The sequence below is a fragment of the Pseudomonas sp. IT-93MI4 genome (genome assembly GCF_949767635.1).
Lineage (GTDB): Bacteria > Pseudomonadota > Gammaproteobacteria > Pseudomonadales > Pseudomonadaceae > Aquipseudomonas > Aquipseudomonas putida_A.
This window is the reverse complement of the sequence record NZ_CATKPP010000044.1, coordinates 220,580-235,404: the sequence shown is the minus strand read 5'-3', so window position 1 is coordinate 235,404 and position 14,825 is coordinate 220,580. Positions and strand designations below refer to the sequence as shown.

Annotated in this window: 13 protein-coding genes; 11 read left to right on the top strand and 2 right to left on the bottom strand. The window is 61.6% G+C overall.

Annotated elements, in window-relative coordinates; translation table 11 throughout:
- The first annotated feature begins 27 nt into the window (after positions 1–27).
- Positions 28–1,320, top strand: coding sequence for a putative hydroxymethylpyrimidine transporter CytX (gene cytX, locus ACM6I7_RS17925; RefSeq protein ID WP_285376394.1), 1,293 nt, complete (start codon positions 28–30; stop codon positions 1,318–1,320).
- Here the strand turns inward: cytX and ACM6I7_RS17920 are convergent.
- Complete coding sequence (locus tag ACM6I7_RS17920) at positions 1,289–2,035, bottom strand: RsiV family protein (protein ID WP_027611391.1); 747 nt, start codon at positions 2,033–2,035, stop codon at positions 1,289–1,291. The genes cytX and ACM6I7_RS17920 overlap by 32 nt on opposite strands.
- 229 nt (positions 2,036–2,264) lie before the next feature.
- On the opposite strand from ACM6I7_RS17920, the gene ACM6I7_RS17915 reads away from it, so the two are divergent.
- The 9 genes from ACM6I7_RS17915 (at position 2,265) to ACM6I7_RS17875 (ending at position 11,647) form a co-directional block, all read left to right on the top strand.
- Positions 2,265–2,882, top strand: a complete 618-nt coding sequence (locus tag ACM6I7_RS17915; RefSeq protein WP_027611392.1) for an NUDIX domain-containing protein — start codon at positions 2,265–2,267, stop codon at positions 2,880–2,882.
- Positions 2,873–3,325 carry a DUF1249 domain-containing protein gene (locus ACM6I7_RS17910; RefSeq protein WP_007967395.1) on the top strand — a complete coding sequence of 151 codons (453 nt, stop codon included), beginning with the start codon at positions 2,873–2,875 and terminating at the stop codon, positions 3,323–3,325. Before ACM6I7_RS17915 ends, ACM6I7_RS17910 begins: the two co-directional genes overlap by 10 nt.
- 99 nt (positions 3,326–3,424) lie before the next feature.
- Positions 3,425–4,240 carry a 3',5'-cyclic-AMP phosphodiesterase gene (gene cpdA / locus ACM6I7_RS17905; protein WP_096794750.1) on the top strand — a complete coding sequence of 272 codons (816 nt, stop codon included), beginning with the start codon at positions 3,425–3,427 and terminating at the stop codon, positions 4,238–4,240.
- A 169-nt stretch (positions 4,241–4,409) separates the two neighbouring features.
- Positions 4,410–5,018, top strand: coding sequence for a YqiA/YcfP family alpha/beta fold hydrolase (locus ACM6I7_RS17900; protein WP_096794752.1), 609 nt, complete (start codon positions 4,410–4,412; stop codon positions 5,016–5,018).
- A gap of 42 nt (positions 5,019–5,060) precedes the next feature.
- Complete coding sequence (parE, locus tag ACM6I7_RS17895) at positions 5,061–6,968, top strand: DNA topoisomerase IV subunit B (RefSeq protein WP_007967400.1); 1,908 nt, start codon at positions 5,061–5,063, stop codon at positions 6,966–6,968.
- Positions 6,968–7,957, top strand: a complete 990-nt coding sequence (locus ACM6I7_RS17890; RefSeq protein ID WP_150369524.1) for an esterase-like activity of phytase family protein — start codon at positions 6,968–6,970, stop codon at positions 7,955–7,957. Before parE ends, ACM6I7_RS17890 begins: the two co-directional genes overlap by 1 nt.
- Positions 7,954–8,478: a TIGR02281 family clan AA aspartic protease gene (locus ACM6I7_RS17885; RefSeq protein ID WP_027611396.1), complete on the top strand. Its 525-nt coding sequence runs from the start codon at positions 7,954–7,956 to the stop codon at positions 8,476–8,478. The genes ACM6I7_RS17890 and ACM6I7_RS17885 overlap by 4 nt, the downstream gene beginning before the upstream one ends.
- Before the next feature lie 7 nt (positions 8,479–8,485).
- On the top strand, positions 8,486–10,750 hold the full coding sequence (gene parC, locus ACM6I7_RS17880) for a DNA topoisomerase IV subunit A (protein ID WP_027611397.1): 2,265 nt from the start codon (positions 8,486–8,488) through the stop codon (positions 10,748–10,750).
- 186 nt (positions 10,751–10,936) lie between these two features.
- Positions 10,937–11,647 (top strand): membrane integrity-associated transporter subunit PqiC, encoded by a 711-nt coding sequence (locus tag ACM6I7_RS17875; RefSeq protein ID WP_095138104.1) that lies wholly within the window; start codon positions 10,937–10,939, stop codon positions 11,645–11,647.
- A gap of 253 nt (positions 11,648–11,900) precedes the next feature.
- Here the strand turns inward: ACM6I7_RS17875 and ACM6I7_RS17870 are convergent, their stop codons facing one another.
- Entirely contained in the window at positions 11,901–13,415 is a 1,515-nt protein-coding gene (locus ACM6I7_RS17870) for an AhpA/YtjB family protein (protein ID WP_096794755.1), read from the bottom strand.
- Between the two features lie 134 nt (positions 13,416–13,549).
- Here ACM6I7_RS17870 and serB point away from each other — a divergent pair, with 134 nt between their 5' ends.
- Positions 13,550–14,764: a phosphoserine phosphatase SerB gene (gene serB / locus ACM6I7_RS17865; protein WP_007967407.1), complete on the top strand. Its 1,215-nt coding sequence runs from the start codon at positions 13,550–13,552 to the stop codon at positions 14,762–14,764.
- Positions 14,765–14,825: the final 61 nt, after the last annotated feature.

The following is a 14,825-nucleotide window of genomic DNA, read 5'->3' as shown; positions in this document are numbered from 1 at the left end:
CAAAAATACTCCTCCGAGATAACACCCTTGAGCATTCAACCCGGCACTTATTCCCCCGACCTCGCCGTACCCGCCGACAAGCGAGTATTCGGCGGTCGCGATCTGTTTTCCCTGTGGTTTTCCCTCGGCATCGGCCTGATGGTATTACAAACCGGTGCCTTGCTCGCGCCGGGTCTGGGCCTTTCCGGTTCGCTGCTGGCGATTTTCCTCGGCACGCTGGTTGGCGTGCTGCTGCTGGCAGCGGTCGGCGTGATCGGCAGCGATACCGGTCTGTCGTCGATGGCCGCACTGAAACTGAGCCTCGGCAGCAAAGGCGCGAGCCTGCCGGCGCTGCTCAACCTGCTGCAACTGATCGGTTGGGGTTCGTTCGAAATCATCGTCATGCGCGACGCCGCCAGTCTGCTCGGCAGCCGTGCGTTCAGCGAAGGTTCGCTGTGGGCCAGCCCGATGCTCTGGACCTTGTGCTTCGGCGCACTGGCGACTTTGCTCGCGGTCAGCGGGCCGCTGACGTTCGTGCGCAAGATCCTGCGTAAATGGGGTATCTGGCTGATCCTCGCCGCGTGCATCTGGCTGACCTGGAATCTGTTCGCCAAGGCTGATCTGGCGGCACTCTGGGCGCGTACCGGAGACGGCTCAATGCCGTTTGCCGTGGGCTTCGACATTGCCATCGCGATGCCGTTGTCGTGGCTGCCGCTGATCGCTGATTACTCGCGCTTCGGCAAGCGTGCGAAGAACGTCTTCGGCGGCACCGCCATCGGTTTCTTCATCGGCAATTTCTGGCTGATGAGCCTCGGCGTGGCTTACACCCTGGCCTTTGCGCCGAGCGGTGAAGTCAATGCGTTACTGCTGGCACTGGCCGGGGCCGGTCTGGGCATTCCGCTGTTGCTGATTCTGCTGGATGAGTCGGAAAACGCTTTCGCCGACATTCATTCGGCAGCGGTGTCGAGCGGGATTCTGTTGCGCTTGAAAGTCGAGCATCTGGCCTTGGCCATCGGCGTGATCTGCACCCTGATTGCACTGCTGGCGCCATTGGCGCAGTACCAGAACTTCCTGCTGTTGATCGGTTCGGTGTTCGCGCCGCTGTTCGGCGTGGTGCTGGTCGATCACTTCATCCTGCGCAAGCGCAGTGCTCAGGTGGCGTCAGCCGCATTGCGCTGGCCGGCGCTGTTGGCGTGGCTGGGCGGGATCAGCACCTACCACTTGCTGGCGAATCTGTATCCGGATGTCGGCGCGACCCTGCCGGCACTGGTGCTGGCAGGGCTGTTGCAACTGGTGCTCGGTCGGGCGTTCAGTTACGGCCCGGAAACAGCTCGGGTTTGAGAATGCCGTTCAGACGCGGGTAAGGGATCTTCAGTTCGACGTGGCCCAACGCGTAAGGCGCGATGGTGCTCACGTCGTACTTGAGGATCACGCCACCGTAGGTCAGCGCCACGTTCGGGGTTTTGACGAACGGCCAGCTCTTCACGAAATCCGCTTCCTGATCGAGCTTGGTGCTGATCAGCCAGCTGTTGTGCGCCACTTGCGCCGCTTTCCAGAACGCCTCTTCCTGACCCGGCAGCAACATGTCCGACAGGTTCAGCACTTTATGCTGCTGGCGCGAGTAGTTGATGAAGCCGCGACCCGGCGTGCCATGGGCGCCGCCGGTGTCGAGGTAGCTCGACAGTTCGATGATCACCAAGCCGTCATGCTGCTCGCGTACCTTGGCCTGCAAATAGCTGCTGTTGCGCGGGCCGGCGTTGCGCAGGAATTGATCACGATAGGCGGCCAGGGTTGGCGCTACCGCTGCGTTTTGCTCGGTGCGGGTCATTTGCAGCAGGCGTTTTTCGATAATGCCGTCCAGCGCAGGCTCGGCCGCGAAGTGCACGGTATCGATATTCACCAGCGGGCAGTCCGGGTTGGAACAGCCGGGTTTCAGGGTTTCCGACGCATCGCGGGTGGTTTCCAGCGGCGTGCGGTAGTTGGGCTGGAACAGGTTGGCGCAGGCGCCCAGGGTCAGGGCGATGGCGGCCACGGAGGCAATTTTGAAAAGCGACATGGGCGTCCTTTCTGAAACAGGGGAAGGCAAAAAGTTATCCGCTTCGACTCTCGCCGAAGCAGTCAGTTCGCCACTAAGCTAATTAGAGTGGGTTTCGCCTCCACCGTCCATCCCGCTGACGGTAAAGGGGCTGCATCAATCATCGCGGGCGCGTTAGGATGGCGCGAAGTCGAGGCCGCCAGTAACCAAAAGCAGCCTCGTATTGGATTTGCAGCAAGAGAGGATGCTCATGACAGATTTTGCCAACGCCACTCCGGCCACCGTCGATGTCGTAAAGCGCGAGCGCTGCTACGAGGGCTTCTACAAGCTCGACCGTTTGCACCTGCGCCATGAGCTGTTCGCCGGGGGCATGAGCCGCGAGATCAACCGCGAAGTCTTCGTGCGTCACGATGCCGTGTGCCTGCTGCCTTACGACCCAAAGCGCGATGAAGTGGTGCTGCTCGAGCAGTTTCGCGTCGGTGCCATGGGCAAGACCGACAACCCGTGGCTGGTTGAGCTGGTCGCCGGTCTGATCGACAAGGCCGAAGTGCCGGAAGAAGTTGCTCACCGCGAGGCGCAGGAGGAAGCTGGGCTGGACATCAAGGCCCTGTGGCCGATGACCAAATATTTTCCGTCGCCGGGCGGCAGCAACGAATTCGTGCATTTGTACCTGGGGCACTGCAGCACCGAAGGCGTAGGCGGCCTGCATGGGCTGGAGGAAGAAGCAGAAGACATCCGCGTCACGGTCTGGGCCTTTGAAGATGCCTTGCAGGCCGTCCGTGACGGACGCATTGCCAACGCGGCGAGCATCATCGCCTTGCAATGGCTGGCGCTGAACCGCGCCGAAGTGAGGGGGTTATGGTCGTAAACAAGCTGCGCGATCGCTATCGAGTCGACCTCGCCGGGCTGCAAGCCGCCTGCGAGGCCAACTACGCGCGCCTGATGCGACTGGTGCCGGACATGCGCAACGACCCCGAGGCGCGGCGGATCGCCGTGACCCAGGGCGAGCAGATGCTCGGCGTGCTGGCCCTCGAAGTGCTGCAGACTTGCCCGTACACCACCACTTTGCAGGTGCGTCAGGAACACAGTTTGCCGTGGCTGCCGGTGCCGCAACTGGAAGTGCAGGTCTATCACGACGCGCGCATGGCCGAGGTGATCAGCGCCGAACATGCACGACGCTTTCGCGGCATCTATCCTTACCCGAACGCCGCGATGCATCAGCCGGATGAAAAGGCCCAGCTCAATCTGTTCCTGGGGGAATGGCTGAGCCATTGTCTGGCCCTGGGGCACGAGTACGAAGTCGTACGCTAGTTGTGAACTGCGTCCGGTTCGCCGGTTTCCCCTTTGCGTCATCCCCCAGCATAATTGCGGCACTCAACCGATTCCGTGCTTTTGCCCTGGGAGAACGCCTTGCCGAGCGTATCCACATTGACCACCGCCGATCCGGCGCTGCTGGTGCAGTTATCCGACAGTCATCTGTTCGCCGAGGCGGACGGCACACTGCTGGGCATGAACACCCGCGAGAGCCTGCAAAAGGTCATCGAACTGGTGCTCAGGCAGCAACCTCGGATCGACTTGATTCTGGCCACGGGGGACCTTTCCCAGGATGGCACTCTGGAGTCGTATCAACAGTTTCGTGAGATGACGGCGCAGATCGATGCGCCGGCGCGCTGGATTCCCGGCAATCACGATGAACCGCAAATCATGGCTCAGGCCGCGGTGCAAAGTGCATTGCTGGAGTCAGTGGTCGATGTCGGCAACTGGCGCGTGACCTTGCTCGACTCGGCGGTGCCGGGCTCTGTGCCGGGGTATCTGCAGGATGATCAGTTGCAACTGCTGGCGCGCTCGCTGAGCGAAGCGCCGGAGCGCCATCATCTGGTGTGTTTCCACCATCATCCGGTGCCGGTGGGTTGTGCCTGGGCGGAGCCGATCGGTTTGCGCAATCCCGAAGCTTTTTTCGACGTGCTTGATCGTTTTCCTCAGGCTCGCGCGGTGCTGTGGGGGCATGTGCATCAGGAGATCGACCGCGAACGCAACGGCGTACGGCTGATGGCCTCACCATCGACCTGCATTCAGTTCGAGCCCGGCAGTCACGACTTCAAGGTCGGCGAACAGGCGCCGGGCTATCGCTGGTTGCGGCTGTTGCCGGACGGGCGGCTGGAAACCGGTGTCGAGCGCGTTACCGACTTCGAATTCACCGTCGATTACGGCTCCAACGGTTACTGAAAACCGAGTCGCGCCCTTCGCGAGCAAGCCCGCTCCCACAAAGGATCTGTGCCGTTCGCAAATCCCTTGTGGGAGCGGGCTTGCTCGCGAAGGCGTCCCTACAAACACCCACGATCCCCCTGACTCCCTGTAAACTCCGCTATCTTTTGCCGACACCCAGGGAGCTCAAATGTCCGGTTCGATCCTCTATATCCACGGTTTCAACAGCGCGCCGGCCTCGAAAAAGGCCTGTCAGCTGGTCGAGGTGATGGAACGGCTGGGTTTGAGCGACCAATTGCGTGTCCCGGCGCTGCATCACCACCCGCGTGAAGCCATCGGTCAGTTGCAGCAGGCGATTGCCGAGCTGGGCCGGCCGTTGCTGGTGGGAAGCTCACTCGGCGGCTACTATGCGACTCACCTGGCTGAGCGCCACGGCTTGAAAGCCCTGCTGGTCAACCCGGCGGTCAGCCCGCACCGGATGTTCGACGGCTACCTGGGCACACAGAAAAACCTGTATACCGATGAAACCTGGGAATTGACCCACGACCATGTGACGGCCCTGGCCGAGCTGGAAGTGCCGGCACCCGTGGATGCACAGCGTTATCAGGTGTGGTTGCAGACCGGCGATGAAACACTGGATTATCGCCTCGCCCAGCAGTATTACCGGGCCTGCGCCTTGCGCATTCAGGCCGGCGGCGACCATGGTTACCAGGGTTTTGCCGAACAATTACCGGCGTTGTTGAGTTTTGCCGGCATTGGCGCCGATTTGTATCAGGCAATCGATTTCACCGCACTGTGAAGTCTTGCCCCTTTTTCATTGAATCACTGACGACGAGACCCTATGGCCACTCCCAGCGCTAGCTCTTATAACGCCGACGCCATCGAAGTCCTCTCGGGCCTCGACCCGGTGCGCAAACGCCCCGGCATGTACACCGACACCAGTCGGCCGAACCACCTCGCCCAGGAAGTCATCGACAACAGTGTCGACGAAGCCCTGGCCGGCCACGCCAAATCGGTGCAGGTCATTCTGCACGCCGATCACTCGCTGGAAGTCAGCGACGACGGTCGCGGCATGCCGGTCGACATTCACCCGGAAGAGGGTGTGTCGGGTGTCGAGCTGATCCTCACCAAGCTGCATGCGGGCGGCAAGTTTTCCAACAAGAACTACCAGTTCTCCGGCGGTCTGCACGGGGTGGGTATTTCCGTGGTCAACGCCTTGTCGACCGAAGTCCGGGTGCGCGTGAAGCGTGACGGCAACGAATACCAGATGACCTTCAAGGATGGCTTCAAGGCCACCGAGCTGGAAATCGTCGGCACCGTCGGCAAGCGCAACACCGGCACCAGCGTGTACTTCGCGCCGGATCCGAAATATTTCGATTCACCGAAATTCTCCATCAGCCGCCTCAAGCACGTGCTCAAGGCCAAGGCTGTGCTGTGTCCGGGGCTGCTGGTCAGTTTCGAAGACAAAGGCACCGGCGAGAAAGTCGAGTGGCATTACGAAGACGGCCTGCGCTCCTATCTGGTGGACGCGGTCAGCGAGTTCGAACGCCTGCCGGACGAGCCATTCTGCGGCAGCCTCGCCGGTAATAAAGAAGCGGTGGACTGGGCGCTGCTGTGGCTGCCGGAAGGTGGCGACGCGGTGCAGGAAAGCTACGTCAACCTGATCCCGACGGCGCAGGGCGGGACCCACGTCAACGGTTTGCGTCAGGGCCTGCTCGATGCGATGCGCGAGTTCTGCGAATTCCGCAGCCTGCTGCCGCGCGGCGTGAAGCTGGCGCCGGAAGACGTCTGGGAACGCATCGCTTTCGTGCTGTCGATGAAGATGCAGGAACCGCAATTCTCCGGCCAGACCAAAGAGCGTCTGTCGTCCCGTGAAGCGGCGGCATTCGTTTCCGGCGTCGTGAAAGATGCATTCAGCCTGTGGCTCAACGCCAACCCGGAAACCGGTCTGGCGCTGGCCGAACTGGCGATCAACAACGCCGGTCGCCGCCTCAAGGCAAGCAAAAAGGTCGAGCGCAAGCGCGTCACCCAAGGCCCTGCGTTGCCGGGCAAACTGGCTGACTGCGCCGGACAGGATCCGATGCGTTCCGAGCTGTTCCTGGTCGAAGGTGATTCCGCCGGCGGTTCCGCCAAGCAAGCGCGGGACAAGGAATTCCAGGCGATCCTGCCGTTGCGCGGCAAGATCCTCAACACCTGGGAAGTCGATGGCAGCGAAGTGCTGGCCAGCCAGGAAGTGCACAACATCGCCGTGGCCATCGGGGTCGATCCGGGTGCGGCAGACATGAGTCAGCTGCGCTACGGCAAGATCTGCATCCTCGCCGACGCCGACTCCGACGGTCTGCACATCGCCACGCTGCTGTGCGCGTTGTTCGTCCAGCATTTCCGCCCGCTGGTGGATGCCGGTCACGTCTACGTAGCGATGCCGCCGCTGTACCGCATCGACCTCGGCAAAGAGATCTACTACGCCCTCGACGAAGCCGAGCGCGACGGGATTCTCGATCGTCTGGTTGCCGAGAAGAAACGCGGCAAACCGCAGGTCACCCGATTCAAAGGTCTGGGTGAAATGAACCCGCCGCAACTGCGTGAAACCACCATGGACCCGAACACCCGGCGCCTGGTGCAGTTGACGCTGGGCGATGATTTTGCCGAAACCTCGGAAATGATGGACATGTTGCTGGCGAAGAAACGCGCCGGTGACCGCAAGACCTGGCTCGAATCCAAGGGCAACCTGGCCGAGGTGCTGGCCTGATGCGGTTTGGCTGGGCCTTGGCGGGTGCGTTGCTGCTGAGTGCGATGAGCGTGTCGGCGGAGCCGCTGCAGGAATTGCGCGTGCTCTCCGAACACCCGGTCGAAGGCATGCGTGGCGGTAACCTGTCGGGACTGGCCATGTGTGGCAGCGAGTTGTGGACGGTGTCGGACCGCGATGACGATCAGATCTATCGGCTGAATACCGCCGATCAGGTCTGGCAGGCCGAGGCCTTGCACATCGACGTGCCGCTGGTGCCGGAGACCGGTTTGCCGTGGGGATTGCGCTCGCGCAATTGGGCCGCGTCGTTCGTGCGCGGTGGCGACCTCGATTTCGAAGGCATCAGTTGCGACAGCGCCGGCAATCGCTACATTGTCAGCGAGGGCCACGCGGCGGTCTTGCAGGTGCCCGTCAGCGGCCCGGTCAACTGGCTGAAGATTTCGCCGATGATGGTTCGCGAAGCGCGGGCCAGTGGCATGCTCCTGCATTTCAATGCGATCTTCGAAGGTTTGGCGATCAACCCGGCGGGCGATCAGATGTGGCTGGCCGGCGAACGGCAAAACCGCGGCCTGCTGCTGATCAAGCGTCAGCAGACGGTGTGGGATTGCGACGGTCGTTGCGTGCTGCTCAGCGAGGGCGGCAAGGAGATGCAGCCGCCGCAGTTCCCGCACGCCAAAGCGGTCGACCGCGACTTTTCCGACCTTTCGTTGTTCAACGGCAAATTGTTTACCCTTGAGCGCAACGCCTTCCAGATTTGTCGGCGCGATGCGCAGACCGCCAAGGTCGAGCGTTGCTGGTCGTACGCCGCTGAATTGTTGCAGGCCAACCGCCGTTACGCGCAGAACTTCGGGTTGGAAGAAGCATTGATCGTTGACGCTGAGGGTGCGTGGGTCGGCGTCGACAATAATTTCGGCCCCCGCGCCGACGGAGAGGTTCGACCGATCGTCTGGCGCTTCGCCGCGCCTGAAGGTGGCTGGAGCGCCAAGCCGTGAGTCAGCAACCGCCGGGCAAACGCGCCGGCCGGGTGTTGATGATTCTGGCCTGGTGCGCGGGGTTGTTTCTGGCCACGCGGTTTTTCGGCCAGTGGGAAGAACGTCAGCAGAATCCGAACGTGGTGGTCACGTCCGAGCAGCATGGCGGCGTAATCGAAGTGAAGCTGGCCGGCAACGCCCAAGGGCATTTTGTCGCCAGCGGTCAGATCAACGGTGAGCCGGTGGAGTTCATGCTCGACACCGGCGCGACCGATGTGGCGATCCCGGCGGATCTGGCCAAGCGCTTGAAACTGGAAGAGGGTTTCGGTGTGACCCTGAGCACGGCCAACGGCCTGAGCCAGGGCTACCGGACAAAGATCGACCGTCTGCAACTGGGCGACATTGTGCTGCGGGATGTCCGCGCGCTGGTGGCGCCGGGGCTGCATGGCGATCAGGTGCTGCTCGGCATGAGCGCCCTGAACAAACTTGAATTTACCCAGCGCGGTGGCACCATGCTGCTGCGCCAGACAACGAACCGATGAGGCCCGCATGAGCGACTCCCTTGATCTCAGCCTGGACGGTGTAGAACGCCGCTCGCTGGCTGACTTCACCGAAAATGCCTACCTCAACTACTCCATGTACGTGATCATGGACCGTGCCCTGCCGCATATCGGCGACGGCCTGAAACCGGTACAGCGGCGCATCATTTATGCGATGAGCGAGTTGGGGCTGGACGCCGATTCCAAGCACAAGAAATCGGCGCGTACCGTCGGTGACGTGCTCGGCAAGTTCCATCCGCACGGCGATTCGGCGTGTTACGAAGCGATGGTGTTGATGGCCCAGCCGTTCAGCTATCGCTACACGCTGGTCGACGGCCAGGGTAACTGGGGTGCGCCGGACGATCCGAAATCCTTCGCCGCCATGCGTTACACCGAAGCACGCCTGTCGCGCTATTCCGAAGTGCTGCTCAGCGAACTGGGCCAAGGCACCGCTGACTGGGGCCCGAATTTCGACGGCACCCTGCAGGAACCGCTGGTGTTGCCGGCACGTTTGCCGAACATCCTGCTCAACGGCACCACCGGCATCGCTGTCGGTATGGCCACCGACGTGCCGCCGCACAATCTGCGTGAAGTCGCCACTGCCTGCGTGCGCTTGCTCGATGAGCCGAAAGCCACGGTCGAACAGCTCTGCGAACACATTCAAGGCCCGGACTATCCGACCGAAGCGGAAATCATCACGCCGCGTGCCGACCTGCTGAAAATGTACGAAACCGGCAAGGGCTCGGTACGCATGCGCGCCGTGTACCACGTCGAGGACGGCGACATCATCGTCACCGCGCTGCCGCACCAGGTCTCCGGGGCCAAAGTGCTGGAGCAGATCGCCGCGCTGATGCAGGCCAAGCCGTCGAAAGCACCGCAGATCGCTGACCTGCGTGATGAATCCGATCATGAAAACCCGTGCCGAATCGTGATCATTCCGGTCAACAGCCGCGTCGATCACGAAGCGCTGATGCAGCACCTGTTCGCCAGCACCGAGCTGGAATCGACCTACCGGGTCAACGTCAACATCATCGGTCTGGATGGCAAGCCGCAACTGAAGAACCTGCGTGCATTGCTGGTTGAATGGCTGGAATTCCGCGTGCTGACCGTGCGCCGCCGTCTGCAATTCCGCCTCGACAAGGTCGAGCGTCGCCTGCACCTGTTGGACGGTTTGCTGATCGCCTACCTCAACCTGGATGAAGTGATCCACATCATCCGCACCGAGGAGCACCCGAAAGCCAAGCTGATCGAGCGATTTGCCCTCAGCGAGATCCAGGCCGACTACATCCTCGACACCCGCCTGCGGCAGTTGGCGCGTCTGGAAGAGATGAAGCTGCGCGACGAGCAGGACGAACTGCTCAAGGAACAAGCCAAGCTGCAAGCCCTGCTGGGCAGCGAAGCCAAGCTGAAGAAGCTGGTGCGCACCGAGCTGCTGAAAGACGCTGAAACCTATGGCGATGACCGTCGTTCGCCGATCGTCGAACGTGCTGAAGCGAAGGCGCTGACCGAACACGATCTGCTGCCGAACGAGAAAGTTACCGTCGTGCTGTCGGAAAAAGGCTGGATCCGTTCGGCCAAAGGCCATGACATCGATGCCACCGGCCTGTCGTACAAGGCGGGTGACGGCTTCAAAACCTCGGCGGCGGGACGTTCCAACCAGTCTGCCGTGGTAATTGACTCCACTGGCCGCAGCTATTCGGTCGCCGCGCATACGTTGCCGTCAGCGCGTGGCCAGGGCGAACCGTTGACCGGGCGTCTAACCCCGCCACCGGGCGCGACCTTCGAGTGCGTGCTGATGCCGGAAGACGATGCGCTGTACGTGATCGCCTCCGACGCCGGTTACGGTTTCGTGGTCAAGGGCGAAGACCTGCAAGCCAAGAACAAGGCCGGTAAAGCCCTGTTGAGCTTGCCGAACAACGCCAAGGTGATCGCGCCGCGTCCGGTGACTGATCGCGAGAATGACTTGCTTGCCGCCGTGACAAGCGAGGGGCGGATGCTGGTCTTCAATATCAGCGATTTGCCGCAGTTGGCGAAGGGCAAGGGCAACAAGATCATCGGTGTACCGGGTGACCGTGTCGCCAGCCGTGAAGAGTTTGTCACGGACATTGCTGTGATTCCCGCGGGTGCAACGTTGATCCTGCAAGCAGGCAAACGTCCGTATAAACTGAAAGCTGAAGACCTCGAACACTACAAAGGTGAGCGTGGACGGCGTGGCAACAAGCTTCCACGTGGCTTCCAGCGGGTCGATGCACTGCTCGTCGAAAACCTCAATTAGGCGAAAACGCCCATCTAGAGGCGTCGATCTACGATTTAACGCGTAGATCGACGCTTTGGCGCTGGAGTCGGAACGCATATTCACGGATGATATGGCCTTTCCAAGCGCCGGCGTGGCCGAGCGTTCTTCATATTTATTGAGTATTTTCACTGTGGTCAGCCTTGTGGCGGCCACCTGGACGGGATGATGACTGCTCTGCGCCCCCTTATTTTCCTGCTCGCCGGCGTTTTGGGCCTGGCGGGTTGCAGCGTTCACCAGCCGGTGTCGCTGTATCAGCTGGACAGCGGAAGTCCGGCTCAGCCTGCGCAAAGCACAGGCATGGCGGTTTTGTTGGGTCCGGTAGTCATTGCTGATTACCTGCAACGTGAAACTTTGCTGCAACGTCAACCAGACGGCAGCCTGCAGGCCTCGACCGACGGTCGCTGGGCGGGCAGCCTTTCGTCGGATATCGATCAATTGCTGATGCGTCAGGTGGCCGGTCATCTGGACAGCCAGCGTGTGGTATTGGCACCCGCCACTCTGGGATTTGCCCCGGATGTGCAGGTATTGCTGACCATCACGCGTCTGGACTCCGGTGAGAAGCAACCGGCGATCCTCGATGCACAATGGCGTCTGATCGACCGTCGTGGTCAGGTGCGCGATAACCGCATCGTTCATCTGCAGGAGCTGCATGCCGGTACCACGGCTTCGCAGGTGCAGGCGCAGGGGATTCTGCTGCAGCGTCTGGCCGAGCAGTTGTCGGTGGCGCTCAAGCCATTGGCCAACCAGCCTCCGGTGGCCGAAGCACCGCGTAAGGCAGCGCCTAAACCGGCAGCGCCGGCGGCGGATGCAGAGAAGCAGCCGAAGATTCCGATGGCTTCGCCGATTCGCACGGATATGGAAGTGTTCCGCTTCTGAGTGTGGTTTGAGTCAAAACAAAGCCCGCCTTGTGCGGGCTTTGTTGTGTCTGGGGGCTGGAGGACAGTTGTCGTCAGTGCTGACGCCTTCGCGAGCAAGCCCGCTCCCACATTTGATCAGCGGCGGGCACACACCCTGTGGGAGCGGGCTCGCTCGCGAAGGGGCCGGAACAGGCGCCATAAAAGATCGCAGGCAACAAAAAAGCCCGCAGACGATCGCTCGTCTGCGGGCTTCTGTGTTTCAGGCCTAAGGCTTACGCCCGGCGCTCATGCATCCGCGCCAGTTGTCGCTCAAGCATCGACGGATACGGCTCCATCAAGCGCTCGACACAGCAAGCGCCTTCCGGGCTGGCGATCGGACGGATCCGCGCACGCTGGCGAATCAGCGCGTCGTCACCGATCTTGCGCTCGACCAGCAGCAGGTTGCGGCTGTGTTGCGACAGGGCCAGTGCATCCTGAGCCGAATCGGTCAGCAGCAGGTCGATCTGGCTCAGGCCGAACAACTCGTCGCCCAGGGTCAGGCCCAGTTGCAATTGCAGGGTGATGCCGCTGTCGGCGACTTCGATCTGCAACTGATGGCCCAGCGCCCGCAGCAACTCGCCGCAGCAGATGGCGTTGGTCAGGTAGTCGTCACCGCTGTCTTCGGTGTGGAACAGCATCAGTGTGCTGCCATCGTTCAGGGTTTCGATTTCGCCCTGATACAGCGAAGCGGCCTGATCGAGACAATCGCGATAGCGCTCCAGCAACTCTTCCAGACGGGCACGCGGCAGGCGCCGCAGTTGCTCTTGCGAACCCAGCTGGATCGCCAGCACCGCGCTGTGCTGCGGCACGCTTGGTGTCGCTTTACGCGGCGCCGGAACAGCTTCGGTCAGCGACTCGTCGCGCAGATCGGCAAACGGGTCTTCGTCGTCATCATCGTCTTCAACGGTGCTGACCACGTGGCGCGGCGCCGGTTTTTGCGCGGCCATCGGGCGGGTTTCGTCAAAGCTCGGGTCACGCAGGTTGCGCACTTCGAACTCTGGCTCATCCTCTTCCTCGAACTCGGGTTCCGGCTCTGGCTCAGGTTCAGGCGCAGGCTCCGGAGCGTAGTTGGCGTGCAGCTGACGCGCCAGATCGCCGATTTCGTCCTGACGATCTATGCCCGGCGTGTGTTCGTCGATGCGCCGCAGCCAGACGCGCAATTGCAGCAACGGCGTCGACAGATAGCGCCCCATGCGCAGGCTCAGGGCCAGCGACAAGGCCAGCAGGATTGCACTGAGAATGCCCATGCTCTGCAGGCTGATGGTCATCGGCTGCTGGAACTGATCCATGTCCAGGCTGATGCGCAGTTGCCCGGCAGTCACGTCCTGGAAGGTGATCTTGCTCTCGTACATGCCCTCGGCTTCGCCCAGCAGGCTGTGCTTGGGGCGCTGACCGGATTCGGCGAGGATGCGGTTGTCCACGCTATAGATAGCGGCGTGTGCCACCAGCTTGTTCTTGGTCAGGTTGTTGAGCAGCACGTTGAGGCTGAGGATGTCGTTGGACACCAACAGTTCAGTGGCGGAGGTGGCAGTCTGCGTGGTCAGGCTTTCGCCCAGCGCATCGGCCTGCTCGTGCATGGCCTGCTTGAACTGCAAGCCCATCACCCCGGCATAGATCACCAGGGCCAGAGCGACCAGGATCACGTTATGGCTGGCAATGCGCAATGCAATCGGCACACGGCGGTGGCGCAGTGCACGGAAGATCAGCAGGAAGAAGTTATCGGTTTTAACTGGCGTGGGCCGGTTCACTGAGCTCGGCTCTTTTGTCCGTGAAGTTGACGCGCAGTATAGCGACAGGCCCTAGACCGGCAAAGCGCTCGCGGTGCCCGATGGTCACTGAAAGTGGGTAGAATGCGGTTTTTTTCCAGTTGCGGGGGTGCGCGTTGCGCGAAATCGTCCTGATTAACATCACGGGAGTCGACCGTCCGGGTCTGACTGCGGCCATTACCGGCGTTCTGGCACAAGGTGGTGTGAACATTCTCGACATTGGTCAGGCGGTGATCCACGACACCCTGTCGTTCGGCATCCTGGTCGAGATTCCCGACTCCGAGCAAGGCAAAGCCGTGCTCAAGGACATCCTGTTCAAGGGCTACGAGCTCGACCAGCAGGTGCGCTTCACCCCGGTGTCCGAAGAGGATTACCAGCAATGGGTGGGCAATCAGGGCAAGAAACGCCACATCGTCACCCTGTTGACCCGCAAAGTGACCGCCGGCCAATTGCAGGCGGTCAGCTCAATCACCGCCAAATATGGCCTGAACATCGACCATATCGACCGTCTGTCGGGTCGCATGCCGCTGGACACTCCGGCGGACAAGGGCAAGGGCTGCATCGAGTTCTCCGTGCGTGGCGAAGCGGCAGATCCGCAGGCGCTGCGTGCCGAATTCCTCAGCGTTGCGCAGGAGCTGAACGTCGACATCGCCTTCCAGGAAGATTCGCTGTTCCGCCGCAACCGGCGTCTGGCGGTGTTCGACATGGACTCCACGCTGATCGAAGCCGAAGTCATCGACGAACTGGCCAAGGCCGCCGGTGTCGGCGAGCAAGTCTCGGCCATCACCGAGCGCGCGATGGCCGGCGAACTGGACTTCCGCGCCAGCTTCAAAGAGCGCCTGGCGTTGCTCAAAGGCCTGGATGTCAGCGTGCTGGACTCGATCGGCGCTTCGCTGCGCCTGACCGAAGGCGCCGAAACCTTGTTCGCCGAACTCAAGCGCCTGGGCTACAAGACCGCGATCCTGTCCGGCGGCTTCACTTACTTCGCCAAGCAGTTGCAGGCCAAACTCGGCATCGACTACGTGTTCGCCAACGAACTGGAAGTGGTCGACGGCAAGTGCACCGGCGTGGCCATCGAGCCGATCGTCGATGCGCAGCGTAAAGCGGATCTGCTGAAGGAACTGGCGCACAAGGAAGGCTTGCGTCTGGAGCAGACCATCGCCGTGGGCGACGGCGCAAATGACCTGCCAATGCTGGCGATTGCCGGGCTGGGTGTGGCGTTCCGCGCCAAGCCGCTGGTCAAACAGTCGGCGAAGCAGGCGATTTCCACCCTTGGACTGGATGGTGTGCTGTATCTGCTGGGCTTCCGCGATCGCGACGGGCAGCTCTGACATCTCTATCGTCTGACTGGCCTCTTCGCGAGCAGGCTCGCTCCCACAGTTGAAATGCATT

What these genes read in the sequence shown, in the direction of transcription:
- ACM6I7_RS17920 (WP_027611391.1), bottom strand. Translation starts at nt 2,035, where the DNA reads ATGTCGCTTTTCAAAATTGCCTCCGTGGCCGCCATCGCCCTGACCCTG.
- ACM6I7_RS17915 (WP_027611392.1), top strand. Translation starts at nt 2,265, where the DNA reads ATGACAGATTTTGCCAACGCCACTCCGGCCACCGTCGATGTCGTAAAG.
- ACM6I7_RS17910 (WP_007967395.1), top strand. Translation starts at nt 2,873, where the DNA reads ATGGTCGTAAACAAGCTGCGCGATCGCTATCGAGTCGACCTCGCCGGG.
- ACM6I7_RS17900 (WP_096794752.1), top strand. Translation starts at nt 4,410, where the DNA reads ATGTCCGGTTCGATCCTCTATATCCACGGTTTCAACAGCGCGCCGGCC.
- parE (WP_007967400.1), top strand. Translation starts at nt 5,061, where the DNA reads ATGGCCACTCCCAGCGCTAGCTCTTATAACGCCGACGCCATCGAAGTC.
- ACM6I7_RS17890 (WP_150369524.1), top strand. Translation starts at nt 6,968, where the DNA reads ATGCGGTTTGGCTGGGCCTTGGCGGGTGCGTTGCTGCTGAGTGCGATG.
- parC (WP_027611397.1), top strand. Translation starts at nt 8,486, where the DNA reads ATGAGCGACTCCCTTGATCTCAGCCTGGACGGTGTAGAACGCCGCTCG.
- ACM6I7_RS17875 (WP_095138104.1), top strand. Translation starts at nt 10,937, where the DNA reads ATGACTGCTCTGCGCCCCCTTATTTTCCTGCTCGCCGGCGTTTTGGGC.